The organism is Streptomyces sp. NPDC028314 (assembly GCF_055565795.1).
This window is the reverse complement of sequence record NZ_JBVHTP010000014.1, coordinates 43,766-64,908: the sequence shown is the minus strand read 5'-3', so window position 1 is coordinate 64,908 and position 21,143 is coordinate 43,766. Positions and strand designations below refer to the sequence as shown.

Sequence of the window (21,143 nt, the reverse complement as noted above, 5' to 3'; positions counted from 1 at the left end):
TGGGAAGGTGGTGGCCGTGACGGCACCCGGGGAACTCGAACGGACATTGCGGGCCGACCTGCGCGGGGAGGTGGACTTCGGCGCCGCCGCGCGCGCCCTCGTGACCATGGACGCCTCGAACTACCGCCGCGTCCCGGTGGGAGTGGTGGCCCCGCGCGACGCCGAGGACGTGTCCGCCGCGCTGCGGGTGTGCGCCGAGGCCGGGGTCCCCGTCGTACCGCGCGGCGGCGGCACCTCGATCGCGGGCCAGGCGACCGGCACCGGGGTGGTGCTCGACCTCACCCGGCACATGAACGCCCTGGTGTCGCTGGATCCCGGCACCCGGACCGCCGTCGTCCAGCCCGGGCTGGTCCTCGACCGGCTGAGCGCCGCGGCACGCCCGTACGGCCTGGCCTTCGGCCCCGACCCGTCCACGCACTCCCGCTGCACCCTCGGCGGGATGATCGGCAACAACGCGTGCGGGGCCCACTCGGTGGCCTGGGGGACCACCGCCGACAACGTGGCGGAGCTGGCGGTGACGGCGTACGGGGGCTCCTCGTACCGGATCGGGACCGGCTGGGCGGGAGCCCCTCCGGGCCTGCGGGAGCTGGTGGCGGCAAACCTCGCGGTGCTCCGCACCGGGCTGTCCGGCGGCTTCTCCCGCCGCATCTCCGGCTACGGAGGCCTCGACGCGCTGCTCCCCGAGCGGGGCGCGGAGGTGGCCCGCGCCTTCTGCGGGAGCGAGGGCACCCTGGGGGTGGTGACGGAGGCGGTGGTGCGCCTGGTGGAGGCGCCGCGCGCGCCGGTGCTCGCGGTGCTCGGGTATCCCGACGAGAGCGCGGCCGCCGACGCGGCGGCGGGGCTGCTCCCGCACGGCCCGCTGACGGTGGAGGGCATGGCGCGGGACCTGGTGGGGAGCGCGGCGGGCCTCCCCCGCGGGGGTGCCTGGCTGTTCGTCGAGATGCGGGACGAGGGCGCGGCCCGGGCCCTCGTACGGGACGCCGACGCGCTCGATGCCGCGCTGGTCTGCGACCCGGTGGCGCAGCGGGCGCTGTGGCGGATCCGCGAGGACGCGGCGGGCACGGCGACGCGGATGCCCGACGGGCGGATGGCCTGGCCCGGGTGGGAGGACTGCGCGGTTCCGCCGGTCCGGCTCGGCGCCTACCTGCGGGACTTCCGGGCCCTGCTGGCGGCGCACGCCCTGCACGGGTCCCCGTACGGGCACTTCGGGGAGGGCTGCGTACACGTCCGGATCGACTTCGACCTGGTGTCGGCGGCGGGGGTCCGCCGCTTCCGGGCCTTCTCGCAGGAGCTGGCCGCTCTGGTGGTCTCGTACGGCGGCTCGCTGTCGGGGGAGCACGGCGACGGCCAGGCCCGCGCGGAGCTGCTGCCGAAGATGTACGGGCCGCGGGTGATCGGGCTGTTCGGCGCCTACAAGGACGTGTGGGACCCGGCGGGCGGCATGAATCCGGGGATGCTGGTCAGGCCGTCGCGGCTGGACGAGAACCTCCGCTTCGCGGTGCTGCCGCAGACCCCCTTCGCGGGAGAGGTCGCCCGCTGCGTCGGGGTCGCGAAGTGCCGCTCGACGGACGTCGGCGGACCGGGGGTGATGTGTCCCTCGTACCGGGCCACGGGGGACGAGCGGCACTCCACGCGCGGCCGGGCCCGGCTGCTGCACGAGATGCTGGCGGGGGAGGTCGTCACCGACGGGTGGCGCTCGCGGGAGGTCGCCGAGGCGCTGGACCTCTGCCTGAGCTGCAAGGGCTGCCGCAGCGACTGCCCGGTCGGCGTGGACATGGCCGCGTACAAGTCGGAGTTCCTGCACCGCCACTGGGCCGGCCGGATCCGCCCGCTGTCCCACTACACCCTGGGCGGCCTCCCGCAGTGGCTCCGGCTGATCGCCCGCTTCCGGGCGGCCCGCCCGGCCAACGCCCTGGCGCGCCGGCTCCCGGTCCCGGGACTCGCCCGCGAACGGGCCCTGCCGGCGCTGGCCCCCGAACCGTTCACGCGGGGGTGGCGCGCCCGGCCCGCGGCCGAGCCGCCGCGGGGCCCCGCCCCCCGGCCCGCGGCCGAGCCGCCGCGGGGCCCCGCCCCCCGGCCCGCGGCCGAGCCGCCGCGGGGCCCCGCCGTCACGCTCTGGCCCGACACGTTCACGGAGTACCTGGCACCGCAGGCCGGCCACGCGGCGGTCCGGGTCCTGGAGGCTGCCGGCCTGGAGGTGACCGTCCCCCGGGGCAGGGTGTGCTGCGGGCTGACGTACCTCTCCACCGGCCGCCTGGAGCGCGCCCGCACGGTCCTCCACCGCACCCTGGACGCCCTCGGCGAGACCGACGGCCCCGTGCTGGTCCTGGAACCCAGCTGCGCCGCCGCCCTGCGCACCGACCTGCCCGCCCTGCTCCCCGACGACCCCCGGGCGCACCGCCTCGCCGCTGCGGTCCACACCTTCGCGGAGACCCTCGAAGCGCACGCCCCCCACTGGCAGCCGCCCCGCCTGGACCGGGCGGTGGCCGGCCAGACCCACTGCCACCAGCACGCCGTCCTCGGGGACGCGGCCGACCGCCGGCTGCGCGAGCGGGCCGGCCTGACGGGGGAGCTCAGCGGCGGCTGCTGCGGCCTCGCCGGGAACTTCGGCTTCGAGCCGGGCCACCACGAGGTGTCGGTGGCCTGCGCGGAGGAACAGCTCCTGCCCGCCCTGCGCGCGGCGCCGCCCGGCACGGAGGTCCTGGCCGACGGGTTCTCCTGCCGCACCCAGATCGCCGAGCTCGGCGGCGGCCCGCGCGCCCGTCACCTGGCCGAACTCCTTGCGGAGGGCCTTTAGCGCAGCTTAGGGAGGTGTGCGCAATGTAAGGCAGCACGCAGCTTGTCACCTGTTACAGACCCCTTAGCCTGGGGAGATGACCCCGCCCTCCCAGCCCGCCCCGCTGTCCGTGACCGCGCCCGCCCCGACGCCCGTGCGGGCCGCCCCGTCCGGTGGCGCCCGCGCCCGCTTCGGGCCGGTCGCGCTGGTGGTCTCGGCCGGGGTCTCGGTGCAGTTCGGCGCCGCCCTCGCGGTCATGATCATGCCGAGGGCCGGTGCGGCGGGCGTGGTCACCCTGCGGCTGGCCGCAGCCGCGCTGGTCCTGCTGGTGCTGTGCCGCCCCAAGGTCCGCGGGTACGCGCGCTCGGACTGGACCACCGTCCTGTGGTTCGGCGTGACCATGGCCGGCATGAACGGCCTCTTCTACCAGGCCATCGACCGCATTCCGCTCGGCCCGGCCGTGACCCTGGAGGTCCTCGGCCCGCTCGCCCTCTCGGTGGTCGTCTCCCGCCGGCTGGTGAACCTCCTGTGGGCGGCCCTGGCCCTGGCCGGTGTCGGCCTCCTCTCCAGCCACGGCGGCGCAGGCTTCGGCGGACTCGACCCGCTGGGCGCGGCCTTCGCGCTCGGAGCCGGCGCGATGTGGGCGGCGTACATCGTCTTCAGCGCCCGTACCGGCCGCCGCTTCCCGCAGGCGGACGGCCTGGCCCTGGCCATGGCGGTGGCGGCCGTCCTCTCCCTCCCGCTGGGCATCGTCGAGGCGGGCTCCGACCTCCTCGTCCCGGGCACCCTGGCCCTCGGCCTGGGCGTCGCGGTCCTGTCCTCGGTCCTCCCGTACACCCTGGAACTGCTGGCCCTGCGCCGGCTGCCCGCCCCGACCTTCGCGATCCTGATGAGCCTGGAGCCGGCCATCGCGGCGACCGCGGGCTTCCTGGTCCTGAACCAGGCCCTGTCCACGCTGGACGCCCTCGCGATCGCCCTGGTGATCGCGGCCAGCATGGGCGCCGTCCGCTCCCAGATCGGGAAGAAGGCCTGACGGTGGACCCGGTCACGACCTACCTCTCCACCGTCCCGGACGAGCGCCGCGAAGCCCTCACCCGGCTGCGCGAGCTCTGCCTGGCCGAACTGACCGGCTTCGAGGAGGTCATCGCCTACGGCATGCCCGCGTACGTCCGGCCCGGCGCGCAGGCGGGGGAGATCGCCTGGGCCAGCCAGAAGCAGTACGTCTCCTTCTACCTGCTGCGCACCGACGTCCGCGACGCCTTCGCGGACCGGCTGGCCGGCCACGACATGGGCAAGAGCTGCCTGCGCTTCCGCCGCCCGGCGACCATGGACTTCACCCTCCTGCGCGACCTGCTGCGCGCCACGGCCGCCGCACCCCCGGGCCCGGTCTGCTGACCTGCCGGCCCCCGGCCCCCGGCCCCCGGCCCCCGGCACCCGGCACCCGACACACGGCCCCCGGCCCCCGGGACGGCTCAGGCGTAGCGCTCCGACATCGCCGCCAGCGCGGCCCGGACCCGGGCCCGCAGCGCCGGCGGGGCGAGGACCTCCGCGTCGGCGCCCAGGGACAGGAACTGCGCCTGCGCCTGCTCCGCCGACTCGACCGGCAGCGCCGCCCGGGTCCAGCCCGGCAGATCCGGATCCGCGGCCCCCCTCGCGGCGAGGGCCCGCGCCTGGACCCCGGTCAGGGTGGCCGCGCCGCGCGCGGAGAGCCGTACGACCGCCTCCTGCGGGTACAGCCGCTCCAGGAACTCCGCCTGGCTCCGCTGCCAGTGCGCCGCCAGCTCGAAGCCCTCGGGGAGCTCGGCCGACTCGGCCGTCTCCGTGACCGACAGGATCTGGTCGACCCGGTAGGTCCGCGGCTCCTCGGGCCCCGCGACGAGGTACCACCGGCCCGCCTTGAGGACCAGTCCGTACGGGGCGAGGCGCCGGTCCACCTCGCGCGGCTCCCGCCACCGCCGGTAGCGGACCTCGATCACCCGGCCCCGCCACACCGCGTCCGCGACCCGCCCCAGGAACGGTGCCTCCTCGTGCTCCGCGTACCACCCGGGCGCGTCCAGGTGGAAGCGCAGCCGCATCCGGTCGGCCTGCTCCCGCAACTCCGCCGGGAGCGCCGCCCGCAGCTTCAGCTGGGCCGCCGACAGGGCCTGCCCGAGCCCGAGCTCCGCCGCGGGGCCCGGCATCCCGGTCAGGAACAGGGCCTCGGCCTCGCCCGAGCTGAGCCCGGTCAGCCGGGTCCGGTAGCCGGCGAGCAGCTGGTAGCCCCCGCTGTGCCCGGCGTCCCCGTACAGCGGCACGCCGGCGGCGGCGAGGGCCTCCGCGTCGCGGTAGACCGTCCGCACGGAGACCTCCAGGTGCCCGGCGAGCTCGGCGGCGGTCATCCGCCCCCGGGTCTGGAGCAGCAGCAGGATCGACAGCAGACGGCTGGACTTCACCGGACCCCATCCCCTTCCGCCGGTTCCTCCGGCTCCCACTCTCCACCGGCTCCACTGACAGAGGATGTCAGTGAAGCCGTCCTACGGTTCCCCCGCCACCACGCACACGACGCGCACACCGGGAGCCCGTACATGGACGACTTCGGCTTCCTCGCCGGGACCCGGGACGTCGCCAACCGCCGCCGCACCTCCTGAGGCGGTACGTACGTCCCGCCCCGCCGCCCACGGGGGAGCGGCGGGGCGGGACCACACCGGCGGGGAGGCCGGCAGCTCTCGGCAGGACGGCGGGCGGCGGCCTCGGCGGGCCGACAGCCTCGACGGACGGCAGCCTCGGCGGGCCGGCGGGCTCAGCCGAGCGGCAGGTCCAGGTAGGAGGGCGTGGCCTCCGGGGAGGTGAAGGCCAGCGTCGCGCGCGGCAGGTTCGCGTCACCGTAGAACGGGTCGCGGGCGTCGATCACCAGCATCAGCCGGTGCCCGCGCGGGACGTCGTACGCCGTGGCCTGGAGGTCGACGTCCGCGCTGATCAGGCTGTCCGGGGCCGAGCCGGTGTCGCTGTACGGGGCGTGCGTGACGATGTGGGCCGTCCCGTCGGGCGCCATGTCCAGGAGGTACGCGACGAACCCGGACCCCGGGTTTCCCGCCCGGTACGTCACGCGCAGCCGGGGCGTACCGCGCAGCCGGGCGGTCTCCTCCTCGGGCGGCGCGGCCCAGACGGCGGCCACGGTGCGGTCGATGTCGCCGGTCGGGTAGAGCTTCGGGGCGCCGGCGATCTCCGCGTACCCGGACCTCACGATCTCGTCGGCGACCGTCGCCGGGGTGTCCACCCCGCACAGCACGTTCGCCGACCAGCCGGCCTCGGGCTTGTCGGCCAGCTCCCCGCCACCGGTCAGGTGGACGCGACGGATCCGCTCGGTGAGGGCCTGCCAGGTGGGGCGGGGCTCCAGGCTCTTGCTCCACATCACCTCGCTGACGACCTGGCCTTCGGCGGCGATGCCGTTGTCCAGGCCCTTGAGGTGGTGGTCGAACCAGCGGTGGGCGTCGGTCCAGATCCGGTTCGGCAGGCCGAGGATGCCGGACATCTCGGGCCCGGAGTGGTCGCCGATCGAGAAGTCCAGGCGCTTGGGCCCGGTGAGCTCGTTGAACATCTTCAGCGTCTGGTTGCCGGGGAAGAGCGTCTCGTGCCAGGCGTGCGCGAACAGGACGGGGACCTGGCGGCGGTTGAGCTCCTTGATGTGGGTGAAGGGCGAGCGCTGTTCCGCCCAGCGCAGGGTCCCCTCGATGTCGCGGTTGGCCAGTACGTTCTCGAAGACGCTCTCCGTCTGCGGGCTCAGCCGGGCCTTCGCCGCCGCGGCCAGCAGGGCCTGTACGGCCGCGACATGACGGGTCGAGTTCTCGTAGAAGGCCTCGCCGAGGTCCCCCCAGGTGCTCAGCGCGACGACCGCGTCGATCCGGGTGTCGTGCGCGGCGACGAGCTGGCTGATGCCCGAGCCGTACGAGTCCCCGAGGAAGCCGATCTTCGTGACCGGACCGGCGGTGCGCTCCACGATGTGGTCCAGGGCGCGGCTGCCGTCGGCGACGTCGAGCGGGCCCGCGACCTCGACCTGGCCTTCGGAGGCGGCGAACCCGCGGGCGGTGTAGGCGAGGACGTCGTAGCCGCGCGCCGCGAAGAGGCTCGCCTGGACGGCGTAGGTGAGCCAGCCCAGGTTCGTCCAGGGCGAGGGCATGACGATCACCGGCCGGGGCTGTGACCCGGTGTGCCGCCAGAGCGCGGCGTCGAGCAGGTCGCCGTCGGCGCCGGTCACCTTGCCGCGGCTGAACACGGCGACGGACCGGACCTCTGCGACGTCGGCGGCGCGGGACGGGGACAGGCCGGTGATGTCACCGGTCTCCAGGGCGGTGGCGAAGGCGGTCAGGGCGGTCGCGTCGAGTTCGGGGTAGAGCGAGAAATCGGCTGAGGTCACGTACGTCACGTCAGTTCATCCTCTTCGTCGAGTGCCATGACATGAACGGATGCGCGCGCTCTGGGCCCGGAGCGGAGCATTCAGTATCGGCGCGACATCGGTGACGTTTCGCGGGTTTCCGGCGTACGGCTGAAATCGCCCCCGCCCCGTCCGGCGGCCGCGGCCGGCTCACCCCCTGCCGGACCGGCCCATGCTCCAATTCCCCCGACCCGCGGCCGAGTTGCGGACGCTGGCGGGAACGCGACAGCCCGCGGCCAAATCATGCAAGCATGCTTGATTGTTTTGCCGGGCGCTGCCAGGCTTCCCCCCACGCCGAGAGGGGAGCGCACCGTGCCCGATCCGTCCGCCGTCGCCGTCTTCGCCGATCTCCGTGAGGAGGGGCGGGAACTCGATGCCCTGGTAGGGGAGTTGCCCGAACCGGGCTGGGCGAAGCCCACGCCCGCGAGCGGCTGGACCGTCGCCCACCAGATCGCCCACCTGCACTGGACCGACCGGGCCTCGCTGCTGTCCCTCACCGACGCCGAGGGCTTCGGTCGGATGGTCGAGGAGGCCCTGGCAGCCCCGGAGACCTTCGTCGACGAGGGCGCGGCCGAGGGCGCCGTCCTGCCGCCCGGCGAACTGCTGACCCGCTGGCGGGCGACCCGTACCGCCCTCGGCGAGGCGCTCGCCGCGGCCTCGCCGGACACCCGCTTCCCCTGGTACGGGCCGCCGATGAAGGCCGCCTCGATGGCGAGCGCCCGGCTGATGGAGACCTGGGCGCACGGCCAGGACATCGCCGACGCGCTGGGGGTGCGGCGGACCCCGACCGCCCGGCTGTGGCACGTCGCGCGGATCGGGGTGCGGGCCCGCGACTACGCGTACGCGGTGCGGGGCCTGCCGGTGCCCGAGGCCCCGTTCCGGGTGGAACTGACCGCCCCCGACGGCTCGGAGCCGTGGACGTACGGCCCCGCCGACGCCGGGCAGCGCGTCACCGGCCCCGCGCTCGACTTCTGCCTGCTGGTGACCCAGCGCGTGCACCGGGCGGACACCGCCCTGACGGCCCGCGGCGCGGATGCCGACCGCTGGCTGGACATCGCCCAGGCCTTCGCGGGCCCGGCCGGCCCCGGCCGGGAGCCGGGAGGCGCCCGGTGACCCGCCGCCCCCTGCTGATCGGCAACGCCTCCGGCTTCTACGGGGACCGGTTCGCGGCCGTGCGCGAGATGCTGACCGGCGGCCCGCTGGACGTCCTCACCGGGGACTACCTGGCCGAACTGACCATGCTGATCCTGGGCCGAGACCGGCTGAAGAACCCCGGTCTCGGCTACGCCAAGACCTTCCTGCGGCAGCTGGAGGAGGGCCTGGGGCTCGCGCACGAACGGGGCGTACGGATCGTCGCGAACGCCGGCGGCCTGAACCCGGCCGGGCTCGCGGCCGCCCTGCGGGAACTCGCGGACAGGCTGGGCGTGCCCGTCTCCGTCGCCCACGTCGAGGGCGACGACCTGATGCCGTTCTCGGAAGGGGCCCTCACCGCCAACGCCTATCTCGGCGGCGCCGGCATCACCGCCTGTCTGCGGGCGGGCGCGGACGTGGTGGTCACCGGCCGGGTGACGGACGCGGCGCTGGTCAGCGGGTCGGCGGCCTGGTGGTTCGACTGGCCGCCGGACGCGTACGACAGGCTGGCGGGGGCGGTGGTGGCGGGCCACGTCCTGGAGTGCGGAACCCAGGCCACCGGCGGCAACTACGCCTTCTTCACGCGGCACGACGTGCGCAGGCCCGGGTTCCCGCTCGCGGAGATATCCGAGGACGGCTCCTCGGTCGTCACCAAGCACCCCGGCACGGGCGGAGCGGTCACCACCGGCACCGTCACCGCCCAACTCCTGTACGAGACCCAGGGCGTCCGGTACCTCGGCCCGGACGTGACGGCCCGCCTGGACACCGTCCGGCTGCACGACGAGGGCGCGGACCGGGTCCGGATCACGGACGTCCGCGGTGAAGTACCCCCCGACACCCTCAAGGTGGGCGTGACCCGGATCGGGGGCTGGCGCAACGAGGTGGTCTTCGTCCTGACCGGCCTGGACATCGAGGCCAAGGCGGAGCTGGTCCGGGCCCAACTCGCGGACACCCTGCGGGAGGTGGCCGTGGCCGACTGGACCCTGGCCCGTACGGACCACGCGGACGCGGACACGGAGGAGAGCGCGAGCGCGCTGCTCCGCCTGGTGGTCCGCGACCCGTCCCCGGACCGGGTGGGGCGCGGCCTGTCCGCCGCCGCGGTCGAACTGGCCCTGGCCGGCTATCCGGGCTTCCACGTCACGGCCCCGCCGGCCGCGGCCCAGCCGTACGGGGTCTTCACCTCCTCGCTGATCCCGGCGGCCGCGGTCCCGCACGTGGCGGTTCTCCCGGACGGCACCCGGCGGCCGTGCTCCGCAGATCCGGCCCGCGCGGCGTTCGAGCGCACGGGCGGGGGTCCGGGCGCGGAGCCCATGGTTTCGGGAAGCGGCGGGGCGGGGGACGGCCCCGCGAGGCCCGACCGCCCCGCGCCGCAGGCTCCGGCAGGGCCCACCACCCGCGTCCCCCTGGGGACACTGGTCGGGGCCCGCAGCGGCGACAAGGGCGGCGACGCCAACGTCGGCGTCTGGGCCGAGACCGACGAGGCCTGGGCCTGGCTGCACGCCACCCTCACCACCGGGGTGTTCCAGGAGCTGCTCCCCGAGACCCGCGGCCTGCCCGTCCAGCGGCACGCGCTCCCGCACCTCAGGGCCCTCAACTTCACCGTCACCGGCATCCTCGGCGACGGCGTCGCCTCCGGCCACCGCTTCGACCCCCAGGCCAAGGCCCTCGGCGAATGGCTCCGGGCCCGCCACATCGACATCCCGACCCACCTCCTGCCCCCCGGCTCCGCCGATGACCAGCCTGCCCACGACCCCGCCCCCGCCCCCGCCGCCGGCGACCGGCCCGGCCCCGGCCCCGCTGGCGGCCGGCCCGCCCCCGACCCCGCCGGTGACCGGCCCGCCGCCGGCCCCGCAGACGCCCCGCCCGCTCCCGACCCCGCCCCGGAGGGGACCCGCCCATGACCCGCCTCGGCACCACCGTCGACCCGCACGCGCCCGAGCACACGGCCGCCCGTACCGCCGCCCTCGCCCGCCTCGCCGAACTCGACGCCGAGCACCACAAGGCCCTGCTCGGCGGCGGCGAGAAGTACACGGCCCGCCACAAGACCCGCGGCAAACTCCTCGCCCGCGAGCGGATCGAGCTGCTCCTGGACCCGGACACCCCGTTCCTGGAGCTGTCCCCGCTCGCCGCCTGGGGCAGCGACTACCCGGTCGGCGCCTCCATGGTCACCGGCATCGGCACGGTCGAGGGCGTCGAGTGCCTGATCACCGCCAACGACCCCACGGTGCGCGGCGGGGCCAGCAACCCCTGGACCCTCAAGAAGGCCCTGCGGGCCAATGAGATCGCCCGCCAGAACCGGCTCCCCTGCATCAGCCTCGTCGAGTCCGGCGGCGCCGATCTCCCCTCCCAGAAGGAGATCTTCATCCCGGGCGGTGCGATCTTCCGCGACATCACCCGGCTCTCGGCCGACGGCATCCCGACCGTCGCCGTGGTCTTCGGCAACTCCACCGCCGGCGGCGCGTACATCCCCGGGATGTCCGACCACACCATCATGATCAAGGACCGCTCGAAGGTGTTCCTGGGCGGTCCGCCGCTGGTCAAGATGGCCACCGGCGAGGAGAGCGACGACGAGTCCCTCGGCGGGGCCGACATGCACGCCCGGACCTCCGGCCTCGCCGACCACTACGCCCTCGACGAGTACGACGCGATCCGCCAGGCCCGCCGGGTCGTGGCCCGCCTGGCCCACCGCAAACCGCACGCCGACCCGCCGCGCGCCGAGGAGCCGGTGTACGACCCCGAGGAACTGCTCGGGATCGTCCCCGCCGACCTCAAGACCCCCTTCGACCCGCGGGAGGTCATCGCCCGCATCGTCGACGCCTCCGACTTCGACGAGTTCAAGCCCCTGTACGGCCCCAGCCTGGTCACCGGCTGGGCCAGCCTGCACGGCTATCCGGTCGGCATCCTCGCCAACGCCCAGGGCGTCCTGTTCAGCGCCGAGTCGCAGAAGGCCGCCCAGTTCATCCAGCTCGCCAACCAGCGCGACATCCCGCTGCTCTTCCTCCACAACACCACCGGCTACATGGTGGGCAAGGAGTACGAGCAGGGCGGCATCATCAAGCACGGCTCCATGATGATCAACGCGGTCTCCAACTCCCGCGTCCCGCACCTGTCCGTGCTCATCGGGGCCAGCTACGGCGCCGGCCACTACGGCATGTGCGGCCGCGCCTACGAGCCCCGGTTCCTCTTCGCCTGGCCCAGCGCCAAGTCCGCCGTCATGGGCCCCGCCCAGCTCGCGGGCGTGCTCTCCATCGTCTCCCGCCAGTCGGCCGCGGCGAAGGGGCAGCCCTACGACGAGGAGGCCGACGCCGGCATGCGGGCCTTCGTGGAGGCGCAGATCGAGTCCGAGTCCCTGCCGATGTTCCTGTCCGGGCGGCTGTACGACGACGGGGTCATCGACCCGCGCGACACCCGTACCGTCCTCGGCCTGTGCCTGTCGGCCGTCCACAACGCCCCCGTCGAGGGCGCCCGTGGCGGCTTCGGCATCTTCCGGATGTGAGCCCGCAGATGACCATCACCTCCCTGCTCGTCGCCAACCGCGGCGAGATAGCCGTCAGGATCTTCCGCACCGCCCGGGCCCTGGGCCTGGCCACCGTCGCCGTGCACTCCGATCCCGACGCCGACGCCCTGCACGTGCGCTGCGCCGACGCGGCCGTCCGGCTGCCCGGCGCGGCCCCCGCCGACACCTACCTGCGCGCCGAGCTGATCATCAAGGCGGCGCTGGCGGCGGGCGCCGACGCCGTGCACCCCGGCTACGGGTTCCTCTCCGAGAACGCCGACTTCGCCCGCCAGGTGCGGTCCGCCGGGCTCGTCTGGGTCGGCCCGCCGCCCGGGGCCATCGAGGCCATGGCCTCCAAGACCCGGGCCAAGGACCTCATGCGGGCCGCCGGGGTGCCGCTGCTCGAACCGGTCGACCCGGCCGCCGCCACCGCCGCCGACCTGCCCCTGCTGCTCAAGGCCGCGGCGGGCGGGGGCGGCCGCGGGATGCGCGTCGTACGGGACCTCGCCCTGCTCGGGGAGGAGCTGGAGGGCGCCCGCGCCGAGGCCCGGTCCGCGTTCGGTGACGGAGAGGTCTTCGCCGAGCCCTACGTCGAGCGCGGCCGCCACGTCGAGGTGCAGGTCCTCGCGGACGCCCACGGCACCGTGTGGGCGCTGGGCACCCGCGACTGCTCGCTCCAGCGCCGCCACCAGAAGGTCATCGAGGAGGCCCCGGCCCCCGGCCTGCCCGAAGCCCTGCGCGAGAGCCTGCACCGGGCCGCCGTCGCCGCCGCACGGGCCGTCTCCTACCAGGGCGCCGGCACGGTCGAGTTCCTCGTCACCGCCGACGGCCGCCCGTACTTCCTGGAGATGAACACCCGCCTCCAGGTGGAACACCCCGTCACCGAGGCCGTCTTCGGCCTCGACCTCGTCGCCCTCCAGCTGCGCGTCGCCGAGGGCGCCGCCCTGCCGGCCGACTGCCCGGAGCCCTCCGGGCACGCCGTCGAGGCCCGGCTGTACGCCGAGGACCCGGGCCTCGACTGGCGCCCGCAGAGCGGTGTCCTGCACACCCTGGCCGTCCCCGGCGAGGTCCGCGTGGACACCGGCTTCGGCGACGGGGACACCGTCGGGGTGCACTACGACCCGATGCTGGCCAAGGTGATCGCGCACGCCCCGACCCGCGCCGAGGCGGTGCGGGCCCTGGCCCATGCCCTGGCCGGAGCCCGGATCCACGGCCTGACGACCAACCGCGAGCTCCTCGTACGGTCCCTGCGGCAACCGGAGTTCGCCGCCGGGCAGCTCGACACGGGCTTCTACGAACGCCACCTCGGCTCCCTCACCGAAGCCGTCCCGGGCGATCCCTCCCCGGCCCTGGCCGCCCTCGCCGCGGCCCTGGCCGACGCGGCCCCGGCCCCGGACGCCCCGCTCGCCGCCCGCCTCGGCGGCTGGCGGAACCTCCGCTCCCAGCCGCACGTGCGCCGCTACAGCACGGGCGGCACCGAGTACGAGGTCCGCTACCACCCGGCCCGCAGCGGCCCCCCGGTCCCCCTGGACCATCCCGGTGTCCGCGTCCTCGCCGTCACTCCCGGCCTGGTCACCCTCGAAGTCGAGGGGATCCGGCGGGTGTTCCACGTGAAACATAAATCGAACAAGGGGGGCATCGGGTCCGCCGAGGTCTACGTGGACTCCCCGCTCGGAGCCCACACCCTGACCCGCCTGCCCCGGTTCTCCGACCCCCAGGACCGCACCGAACCGGGCTCCCTGCTCGCCCCCATGCCCGGCACCGTCGTCCGGGTGGCCGAGGGACTGGCCCCCGGCACGGCGGTCACCGCCGGACAGCCCCTGATCTGGCTGGAGGCGATGAAGATGGAACACCGCATCGTCGCGCCCGCCTCCGGCACGCTCACCGCGCTCCACGCCGTCACCGGCCAACAGGTCGAATTCGGCGCCCTGCTCGCCGTAGTCCAGGAGGAAACGCCAGCATGAGCCCCGCCAGCGGCACCACCACCCTCGAAACCGAAGAGCACAAGGCGCTGCGCGCCGCCGTCGCCGCCCTCGGGCAGCGCTACGGCCGCGCGTACCTGGCCCGGATCGCCCGCGAGGGCGCTCACCCCGACGAGCTGTGGGCCGACGCCGCCAAGCTCGGCTACCTCGGGGTCAACCTCCCCGAGGAGTACGGCGGCGGGGGCGGCGGCATCGCCGAACTCTCCATCGTCCTGGAGGAGCTGGGCGCGGCGGGCTGTCCGCTGCTGATGATGGTGGTCTCGCCCGCCATCTGCGGCACGGTGATCTCCCGCTTCGGCACCGAGGCCCAGAAGCGGGCCTGGCTCCCGGGCCTCGCGGACGGCACCCGCACCATGGCCTTCGGCATCACCGAACCCGACGCGGGCTCCAACTCCCACCGGATCACCACCACCGCCCGCCGCGACGGCGAGGAGTGGGTGCTGACCGGCCGCAAGGTGTTCATCTCCGGCGTGGACATCGCGGACGCCACCCTCATCGTCGGCCGCACCGAGGACGCGAGGACCGGCAGTCTCAAGCCCTGCCTGTTCATCGTCCCCCGCGACACCCCCGGTTTCTCCCGCTCCGTCATCGACATGGAGCTCCAGGCGGCGGAGAAGCAGTGGGAACTGGTCCTGGACGAGGTCCGGCTGCCCGCCGACGCCCTGGTCGGCGACGAGGACGCCGGGCTGCTCCAGCTGTTCGCCGGGCTCAACCCCGAGCGGATCATGACCGCGGCCTTCGCGATCGGCATGGGCCGCTACGCGCTCACCCGGGCCGTGGAGTACGCCAGGACCCGTACGGTGTGGAAGGAGCCCATCGGCGCGCATCAGGCCATCGCCCACCCGCTGGCCCAGGCCCACATCGAACTGGAACTGGCCCGCCTGATGATGCAGAAGGCCGCCCGCCTCTACGACGCCGGCGACGACATGGGCGCGGGCGAGGCCGCCAACATGGCCAAGTACGCTGCCGCCGAGGCCTGCGTACGGGCGGTGGACCAGTCCGTCCACACCCTGGGCGGCAACGGCCTCACCCGCGAATACGGCCTGGGCTCCCTCATCACCGCTTCCCGGGTCGCCCGAATCGCCCCCGTCAGCCGGGAGATGATCCTCAACTTCGTCTCCCACCAGACCCTGGGCCTGCCCAAGTCCTACTGACCACCCCGGCCCCAGGACCCAGTCCGGTCCCAGGACCCACCCCGGCCCCAGGACCGGACCCGGCCCCAGGACCGGACCCGGTCTCAGGACCGGACCTGGTCCCAGGACCGACCCGGTCTCAGGACCGGACCTGGTCTCAGGACCGGACCTGGTCTCAGGACCGGACCTGGTTCCGGGACCGGACCCCGGGCCGGCCCCGGCCCCGGCCCCGGTCCCGGAAACGCCCGGCCAGGGCAACCGCACCCGTACCCCTCCGGAGGAGACATGCCCCCACCCGTGCACGCCGGCCAGGCGCCCGGCATCACCACGCTCACCCTCGACTCCCCGGACAACCGCAACGCGCTCTCCGCGGACCTCGTCGCCGGGCTGCGCGCGGCCCTCGCCGAGGCGGGCGCCGACCCGGAGGCCAGGGCGGTCGTCCTCACCCACACCGGCAACACCTTCTGCGCCGGCGCCGACCTGAAGTCCCCTTGCGACCCGGCGGACTTCCTGGCCCTGCTCGGCGAGATCGCCGGTCTCCCGAAGCCGGTCGTCGCCCGCGTCACCGGACACGTCCGGGCGGGCGGCCTCGGCCTGCTGGGCGCCTGCGACATCGCCGCCGCCGGGCCGAAGTCCACGTACGCCTTCACCGAGACCCACCTGGGCGTGGTCCCGGCCGTCATCTCCGCGCCGCTGCTGCCGCTCCTGGACCCGCGCGCCGCGTCCCGCTACCTCCTGACCGCCGAGGCCTTCGACGCGGCCGAAGCCGCCCGGATCGGCCTGCTGACCCTGCACGGCGAGGACGTCGACGAGGTACTCGTCCCGGTGCTCGCGGGGCTGCGCAAGGCCGGCCCGGAGGCCCTCGCCGCCACCAAGAGGCTGCTCACCGCCCGGGTGCGGAGCGCCCTGGAGCGGGACGGAGCCGCGCTCGCGGAGCTCTCCGCGCGCCACTTCGGTTCCGCCGAGGCCCGCGAGGGCATCGGAGCCCGCTTCGAGCGCCGGGACCCCTCGTGGGCGCTGTGACCGGCCCCAAGCAGGCCCGCAGCCGGGTCACCCGCCGCCACCTCCTGGAGGCCGCCGTCTCCTGCCTGGCCGAACACGGCTGGGCCGGCTCCACCGTCGCCGTCGTCGCCGAACGCGCCGGCGTCTCGCGGGGAGCGGCCCAGCACCACTTCCCGACCCGCGAGGACCTCTTCACGGCCGCCGTCGAGTACGTGGCCGAGGAGCGCTCCACCGCGCTGCGCGAGCTCTTCCAGGCCGGTCCGGCGGCGCGGCCCGTCGTCGTCGAGGCCCTGGTGGACATGTACACGGGCACGCTGTTCCGGGCCGCGCTCCAGCTGTGGGTCGCCGCCTCCAACGAGGAGCAGCTGCGCCCCCGGGTCACCGAGCTCGAAGCCCGCGTCGGCCGCGAGACCCACCGCATCGCCGTGGAGCTGCTGGGCGCCGACGAGTCGGTGCCGGGGGTACGGGAGACCGTGCAGGGCCTGCTCGACATGGGCCGCGGCCTGGGCCTGGCCAACGTCCTGACCGACGACACCGCCCGCCGGGCCCGGGTGGTCGCCCAGTGGTCCCGGATCCTGGACGGCGCGCTCGCCTGATCAGGCCCGCAGCCCGGGCCGGTACGCAGCCCGGGCCGGTACGCCCGGCGGCGGGCCCGAGCCCGTACGCACGACGGCGCCGCACCCCCTGACCAGGGATGCGGCGCCGCCGCGCGTACGGGCTCGGGCCGGGATCAGGCCGTCTCGGCCATGTCCTCGTAGCCGTCGATCTCGCGCGGGTTGCGCTGGCCGGGCCCGGTGTAGCGGGCCGACGGGCGGACCAGGCGGCCCGTGCGCTTCTGCTCCAGGATGTGCGCCGACCAGCCGGCGGTCCGGGCGCAGGTGAACATCGAGGTGAACATGTGCGCCGGGACCTCCGCGAAGTCCAGCATGATCGCGGCCCAGAACTCCACGTTCGTCGCGAGCACCCGGTCGGGGCGGCGCGCGTGCAGCTCCTCCAGCGCGGCCTTCTCCAGCGCCGCGGCCACCTCGTAGCGCGGGGCGTCGAGCTCCTTGGCGGTGCGCCGCAGCACACGCGCACGCGGGTCCTCGGCGCGGTAGACGCGGTGCCCGAAGCCCATCAGCCGCTCGCCCTTGTCCAGGGCCTTGCGGACGTACGCCTCGGCGTTGCCGGTGCGCTCGATCTCCTCGATCATGCCGAGGACGCGCGAGGGCGCCCCGCCGTGCAGCGGGCCCGACATGGCGCCGACCGCGCCCGACAGGGCCGCCGCGACGTCCGCGCCGGTGGAGGCGATGACGCGGGCGGTGAAGGTGGAGGCGTTCATGCCGTGCTCGGCGGCCGAGGTCCAGTACGCGTCGACGGCCTTGACGTGCTTCGGGTCCGGCTCGCCCCGCCAGCGGATCATGAACCGCTCGACGACGGAACCGGCCTTGTCGATCTCCTTCTGCGGCACCATCGGCAGGCCCTGGCCGCGGGCGGACTGGGCGACGTACGACAGCGCCATCACGGCCGCGCGCGCCAGGTCGTCGCGGGCGGTCCGCTCGTCGATGTCGAGGAGGGGTTTCAGGCCCCACACGGGGGCCAGCATGGCGAGCGCGGACTGCACGTCGACGCGGATGTCACCGGAATGGACCGGGATCGGGAACGGCTCGGCAGCGGGCAGCCCGGGGTTGAAGGCACCGTCGACCAGCAGGCCCCAGACGTTCCCGAAGGAGACGTGGCCCACCAGGTCTTCGATGTCCACCCCGCGGTAGCGCAGCGATCCGCCCTCCTTGTCGGGCTCGGCGATCTCCGTCTCGAACGCGACGACCCCTTCGAGCCCGGGTACGAAGTCGGACATCAGGCGGCTCCTCAGATAGTGCGAACACGCGCGGCTCCCGGCGTGATTCGCGGTCCGGCGCGGTCATCCCCGTTGATGCCCGGCACGGCCGTTGGTCACCCACACGGGGACCCTCGGACCGGCCCCAAGATTTTGTCCGTTCCCACTGGGCTTCGGAAGCGTGACATACGGCACACTCCCAGCAGTCGTACTGCGGCAGGATGGCACGTGTGACCGATCAGGACCTTGACCCCGCCGTCATGCGCAAGCAGTACCGCTCCCAGATCATCGACGTGGACGACATCGCCGGTGATCCGATGGAGCAGTTCGCCCGGTGGTTCCAGCAGGCCGCCGAAGCGCATCTCTTCGAACCCAACGCGATGGTCGTCGCGACCGCGACCCCCGACGGCCGCCCCAGCTCCCGCACGGTGCTGCTGAAGCAGTTCGACTCGCGGGGCTTCGTCTTCTTCACGAACTACGCCTCCCGCAAGGGCCGCGAGCTCGACGCGAACCCGTACGCCTCCCTGCTGTTCCCCTGGCACGCGATCGCCCGCCAGGTCGTCGTGACCGGTACGGCCTCGCGGATCGGCCGCGACGAGACGGCCTCGTACTTCCGCTCCCGGCCGCACGGCTCCCAGCTGGGCGCCTGGGCGAGCGAGCAGTCCCGGGTGATTGCCTCCCGCGCCGAGCTGGACCGCCGGTACGCGGAGCTGGAGGAGCGCTACCCGGAGGGGGAGCAGGTGCCGGTGCCGCCGGAGTGGGGCGGGCTGCGGGTGGCCCCGGACGCGGTGGAGTTCTGGCAGGGCCACGAGAACCGGCTGCACGACCGGCTGCGCTACGTCCGCGACGGCGAGAAGTGGCAGGTGGAGCGCCTCTGCCCGTAGCCGGCGGCGCTGTGGCCCGGGTGAAAACACGGGCCGGGTGAAAACACGGGCCGGTTGAAAATACGGGCCGGGTGAAAACAGGCGACCCGCGGGCTCTGGTTCCTCTCCTGCAGTGAGAGGAGCCGGCCGGACGTACCGGCGAGCCCGCGGGTCGGGTGACTGCTTGGGATTGGCGCCTGGCGTTCCCGCCGGGCACCGCACTGGGTGCGTGCGACGACGGGCGCTTTAGCCCGCAGCCACCTCACGCGTCCGGTTTCCGTACATTTCGGGAACCACCTCCCTTCTCGTGTACGGCAGAGCCTACGACCGCTTCCCGGGTCCCTCAACTTATTTATCCGCGCCCCGCAACTGCCCTTTCTGCGGGCCGGGTTGCTTCCTACACTGGCCGTCCCGCGCGGGGAATCGGGGGAGGGGTGCCATGAGTGCGCAGCTACTGCCGCGCGACTACCGGGTCCGGTCGGAGCAGATGGCCGGGGTCTACGTCGCCGTCGGCATCGGCACGCCGGGCGTGCTGCTGTCGGTACTGAACCTGGACGACACCCCGGGCTGGGTGAAAGTGCTGGTCATCGGCGTGGTCCTGACCTTCTTCGGCTGGCTGGTGGTCGCCGCGAAACGCTGCTCCACCTCCGCGGACCTCAAGGGGATACGGGTCCGCCGCTTCACCGGCAGCCGCCGGCTGGCCTGGGAGGACGTCCAGGACATCCGCGCCGTGCCGAACCCGAGCGCGCACATGGCGAAGAACCAGCCGAACGTCATCTCGTACGCCTACGACTACGCGGGGCGCCGCGTCCAGCTGATGTACGTGGACGACAACCACGTGGACGTCGGCCGCGAGATCGCCGCCCTGCGCGCCGCGTGGGAGCAGCTGCGGGGCGAGGACTGGGAGCCGGAGCCCGAGGCACTGGACCGCATCGAGCGGCAGGCGGTGCGCGAGGGCCGGCTGCTGACGGGGGTCTTCTGGGGCTGCGGCGGCCTGATGGTGCTCGGCTTCGTCGTCGCCATGGTCCTGATCTTCACGGGCTAGGGGTCCGCGGGCACCGAGCGGCGCCGGCGCAGTACATACCGGGACGATTCCGGGAAGCGGGTGTGGGCTGCGTCACGTTCCAGTTCAATGATCTGACGTGCCGCACACGCGAACACCTGCAGGGGGTGCCAGGTGAGTGCTTCCGGACGTAACGAGACCACCGACGATCTGCTCGCAGCGCTGCTGGACGGGATGGACGCCGCGCTCTGCGCGTTCGACTCCGACGGCGTGATCACCCACTGGAACCGCGAGGCCGAGCGGATCCTCGGCTGGACCGCCGCCGAGGCGGTCGGCCGGCGCGGGTTCGCCGGCTGGGCGGTGCGGGCCGCCGACGCGCACGAGGTGGAGGACAGGCTCATGTCCGCCCAGGACGTGCCCGGGCGGCAGGTGAACGAGTTCGCGCTGCTCACCAAGGACGGCGGGCGGGTCCTCGTACGGACCCAGTCCGCCGGGGTCCCCGGCGCGGACGGCAAGCCCGCCGGGGTCTACTGCGCGTTCAGCGAGGTCCACGCGCAGATCGACCTGGAGCGCTCCATCGCCCTCAGCGAGGCCCTCATGGAGGACGCCTCCTGGGGCGTCGTCCTCGTCGACGTGGACCTGCGCCCCGCCGTGGTCAACACCCACGCCGCCCGCGCCTTCGGATCGGGCCGCACGGCGCTCCTCGGGCGGCCGCTCGGCGAACTGCTGGCCCAGGGCGTCGAGGAGCTGGAGGGCGCCCTCCAGCACGTGCTGGCCGAGGGGGCGCCGCCGTCCCCGGTGGAGCTGTGGGTGTCGGTCCGCACGCCCGAGGGGGTGCGGCGGCGGTGCTGGCGGTGCGGGTTCCTGCGGCTGGCCTCGCCGCTCGCGGAGGAGCCCGTACCGCTCGGGGTCGGCTGGCTGTTCCAGGACGTCACCGAGGCCCGGCAGGCCGTGCTGGACACCGGGCAGCTGCGGTTCCGGTCCAACCAGCTCCACCGGGCCGGGCGGGCCGCCGCCGAATGCGAGGACCCGGCGGAGGCGGCCGCCGTACGGCTGGACTTCGCCCTCGCCGGGTTCGCGGAGCACGCGCTGGTCGACCTGCTCCAGGAACCGGAGGACGCGGCGGACCCGGGCCGCAGGCGGCGCCTGGTGCGGGCGGCCGTCTCCGCCTCCGGGCAGACGCTGCTGCTGCCGGGCCCCGGCGCGATCCCCCTGCGGTACCAGGCCATGCACCCGGCGCTCCAGGCCCTCGACCGGATCGGCCCGGTGCGCGCCAGTTCCCCGGCGGGCGACCCCGCCCAGGCGTGGGCGCGGGCCCGCCACTGGCCGCAGGACGCGGCGCACGCGCTGTGCACGGTGCTGCGCAGCCGGGGTCGCACCCTGGGCGCGCTGACCTTCCTGCGCGGGCCCTCCAGAGCCGCCTTCGAGCGGGCGGACGCGCTGTACGCGGAGGAGGTCGCCGCCCGGGTGGCCGCGGACCTGGACCTGGCGGCCCGGACCCGGAGCCGGGACCAGGCCTAGGCCGTCCTG

Annotated in this window: 16 protein-coding genes; 13 read left to right on the top strand and 3 right to left on the bottom strand. The window is 74.6% G+C overall.

The annotated features are described in order from the left end of the window. Nucleotides 1-106 precede the first annotated feature (106 nt). From ACZ4TG_RS28845 to ACZ4TG_RS28835, 3 genes are all read left to right on the top strand, one after another. Nucleotides 107-2,797 (top strand): FAD-binding and (Fe-S)-binding domain-containing protein, encoded by a 2,691-nt coding sequence (locus ACZ4TG_RS28845; protein ID WP_468168294.1) that lies wholly within the window; start codon nucleotides 107-109, stop codon nucleotides 2,795-2,797. A 76-nt stretch (nucleotides 2,798-2,873) separates the two neighbouring features. Further along, nucleotides 2,874-3,809 carry an EamA family transporter gene (locus ACZ4TG_RS28840; protein WP_468167862.1) on the top strand — a complete coding sequence of 312 codons (936 nt, stop codon included), beginning with the start codon at nucleotides 2,874-2,876 and terminating at the stop codon, nucleotides 3,807-3,809. Nucleotides 3,810-3,811: 2 nt separating this feature from the next. After that, entirely contained in the window at nucleotides 3,812-4,171 is a 360-nt protein-coding gene (locus ACZ4TG_RS28835) for a DUF1801 domain-containing protein (RefSeq protein ID WP_468167860.1), read from the top strand. Nucleotides 4,172-4,248: 77 nt separating this feature from the next. Here ACZ4TG_RS28835 and ACZ4TG_RS28830 read toward each other — a convergent pair whose 3' ends face one another. Together ACZ4TG_RS28830 and ACZ4TG_RS28825 are read right to left on the bottom strand one after the other, a co-directional pair. Next, nucleotides 4,249-5,208, bottom strand: coding sequence for a helix-turn-helix transcriptional regulator (locus ACZ4TG_RS28830; RefSeq protein WP_468167858.1), 960 nt, complete (start codon nucleotides 5,206-5,208; stop codon nucleotides 4,249-4,251). Between the two features lie 347 nt (nucleotides 5,209-5,555). Beyond that, on the bottom strand, nucleotides 5,556-7,178 hold the full coding sequence (locus tag ACZ4TG_RS28825; RefSeq protein ID WP_468167856.1) for an alpha/beta fold hydrolase: 1,623 nt from the start codon (nucleotides 7,176-7,178) through the stop codon (nucleotides 5,556-5,558). 321 nt (nucleotides 7,179-7,499) lie between these two features. On the opposite strand from ACZ4TG_RS28825, the gene ACZ4TG_RS28820 reads away from it, so the two are divergent. The 7 genes from ACZ4TG_RS28820 to ACZ4TG_RS28790 all read left to right on the top strand — a co-directional run bounded on the left by ACZ4TG_RS28820 (nucleotide 7,500) and on the right by ACZ4TG_RS28790 (nucleotide 16,527). Beyond that, nucleotides 7,500-8,300, top strand: a complete 801-nt coding sequence (locus tag ACZ4TG_RS28820) for a TIGR03084 family metal-binding protein (RefSeq protein ID WP_468167854.1) — start codon at nucleotides 7,500-7,502, stop codon at nucleotides 8,298-8,300. 68 nt (nucleotides 8,301-8,368) lie between these two features. After that, the gene (locus ACZ4TG_RS28815; RefSeq protein ID WP_468168292.1) at nucleotides 8,369-10,219 is read left to right on the top strand and encodes an acyclic terpene utilization AtuA family protein; all 1,851 of its coding nucleotides are present in this window, start codon (nucleotides 8,369-8,371) and stop codon (nucleotides 10,217-10,219) included. Continuing rightward, on the top strand, nucleotides 10,216-11,814 hold the full coding sequence (locus ACZ4TG_RS28810) for an acyl-CoA carboxylase subunit beta (protein ID WP_468167852.1): 1,599 nt from the start codon (nucleotides 10,216-10,218) through the stop codon (nucleotides 11,812-11,814). The genes ACZ4TG_RS28815 and ACZ4TG_RS28810 overlap by 4 nt, the downstream gene beginning before the upstream one ends. An 8-nt stretch (nucleotides 11,815-11,822) precedes the next feature. Continuing rightward, a complete protein-coding gene (locus ACZ4TG_RS28805) occupies nucleotides 11,823-13,778 on the top strand; it encodes an acetyl/propionyl/methylcrotonyl-CoA carboxylase subunit alpha (protein WP_468168289.1) in 1,956 nt (651 codons plus the stop codon). Beyond that, nucleotides 13,775-14,950 carry an acyl-CoA dehydrogenase family protein gene (locus ACZ4TG_RS28800; protein WP_468167850.1) on the top strand — a complete coding sequence of 392 codons (1,176 nt, stop codon included), beginning with the start codon at nucleotides 13,775-13,777 and terminating at the stop codon, nucleotides 14,948-14,950. The genes ACZ4TG_RS28805 and ACZ4TG_RS28800 overlap by 4 nt, the downstream gene beginning before the upstream one ends. A 264-nt stretch (nucleotides 14,951-15,214) precedes the next feature. Then, nucleotides 15,215-15,952 carry an enoyl-CoA hydratase family protein gene (locus ACZ4TG_RS28795; protein WP_468167848.1) on the top strand — a complete coding sequence of 246 codons (738 nt, stop codon included), beginning with the start codon at nucleotides 15,215-15,217 and terminating at the stop codon, nucleotides 15,950-15,952. After that, nucleotides 15,940-16,527 carry a TetR/AcrR family transcriptional regulator gene (locus ACZ4TG_RS28790; RefSeq protein ID WP_468167846.1) on the top strand — a complete coding sequence of 196 codons (588 nt, stop codon included), beginning with the start codon at nucleotides 15,940-15,942 and terminating at the stop codon, nucleotides 16,525-16,527. Before ACZ4TG_RS28795 ends, ACZ4TG_RS28790 begins: the two co-directional genes overlap by 13 nt. 134 nt (nucleotides 16,528-16,661) lie before the next feature. Here the strand turns inward: ACZ4TG_RS28790 and ACZ4TG_RS28785 are convergent, their stop codons facing one another. After that, a complete protein-coding gene (locus ACZ4TG_RS28785; protein WP_468167844.1) occupies nucleotides 16,662-17,768 on the bottom strand; it encodes a citrate synthase 2 in 1,107 nt (368 codons plus the stop codon). 200 nt (nucleotides 17,769-17,968) lie between these two features. On the opposite strand from ACZ4TG_RS28785, the gene pdxH reads away from it, so the two are divergent. From pdxH to ACZ4TG_RS28770, 3 genes are all read left to right on the top strand, one after another. Further along, nucleotides 17,969-18,631, top strand: coding sequence for a pyridoxamine 5'-phosphate oxidase (pdxH, locus tag ACZ4TG_RS28780; RefSeq protein ID WP_468167842.1), 663 nt, complete (start codon nucleotides 17,969-17,971; stop codon nucleotides 18,629-18,631). A gap of 418 nt (nucleotides 18,632-19,049) precedes the next feature. Continuing rightward, a complete protein-coding gene (locus ACZ4TG_RS28775) occupies nucleotides 19,050-19,655 on the top strand; it encodes a PH domain-containing protein (protein ID WP_468167840.1) in 606 nt (201 codons plus the stop codon). Between the two features lie 132 nt (nucleotides 19,656-19,787). Next, complete coding sequence (locus tag ACZ4TG_RS28770; protein ID WP_468167838.1) at nucleotides 19,788-21,134, top strand: PAS domain-containing protein; 1,347 nt, start codon at nucleotides 19,788-19,790, stop codon at nucleotides 21,132-21,134. The last annotated feature ends 9 nt before the right edge of the window (nucleotides 21,135-21,143 follow it).

Excerpts from the sequence above, each read along its gene's own strand:
- ACZ4TG_RS28845 (WP_468168294.1), top strand. The coding sequence starts at position 107 with ATGGACGCCTCGAACTACCGCCGCGTCCCGGTGGGAGTGGTGGCCCCG.
- ACZ4TG_RS28840 (WP_468167862.1), top strand. The coding sequence starts at position 2,874 with ATGACCCCGCCCTCCCAGCCCGCCCCGCTGTCCGTGACCGCGCCCGCC.
- ACZ4TG_RS28815 (WP_468168292.1), top strand. The coding sequence starts at position 8,369 with ATGCTGACCGGCGGCCCGCTGGACGTCCTCACCGGGGACTACCTGGCC.
- ACZ4TG_RS28810 (WP_468167852.1), top strand. The coding sequence starts at position 10,216 with ATGACCCGCCTCGGCACCACCGTCGACCCGCACGCGCCCGAGCACACG.
- ACZ4TG_RS28805 (WP_468168289.1), top strand. The coding sequence starts at position 11,823 with ATGACCATCACCTCCCTGCTCGTCGCCAACCGCGGCGAGATAGCCGTC.
- ACZ4TG_RS28800 (WP_468167850.1), top strand. The coding sequence starts at position 13,775 with ATGAGCCCCGCCAGCGGCACCACCACCCTCGAAACCGAAGAGCACAAG.
- ACZ4TG_RS28795 (WP_468167848.1), top strand. The coding sequence starts at position 15,215 with ATGCCCCCACCCGTGCACGCCGGCCAGGCGCCCGGCATCACCACGCTC.
- ACZ4TG_RS28785 (WP_468167844.1), bottom strand. The coding sequence starts at position 17,768 with ATGTCCGACTTCGTACCCGGGCTCGAAGGGGTCGTCGCGTTCGAGACG.
- pdxH (WP_468167842.1), top strand. The coding sequence starts at position 17,969 with ATGGCACGTGTGACCGATCAGGACCTTGACCCCGCCGTCATGCGCAAG.
- ACZ4TG_RS28775 (WP_468167840.1), top strand. The coding sequence starts at position 19,050 with ATGAGTGCGCAGCTACTGCCGCGCGACTACCGGGTCCGGTCGGAGCAG.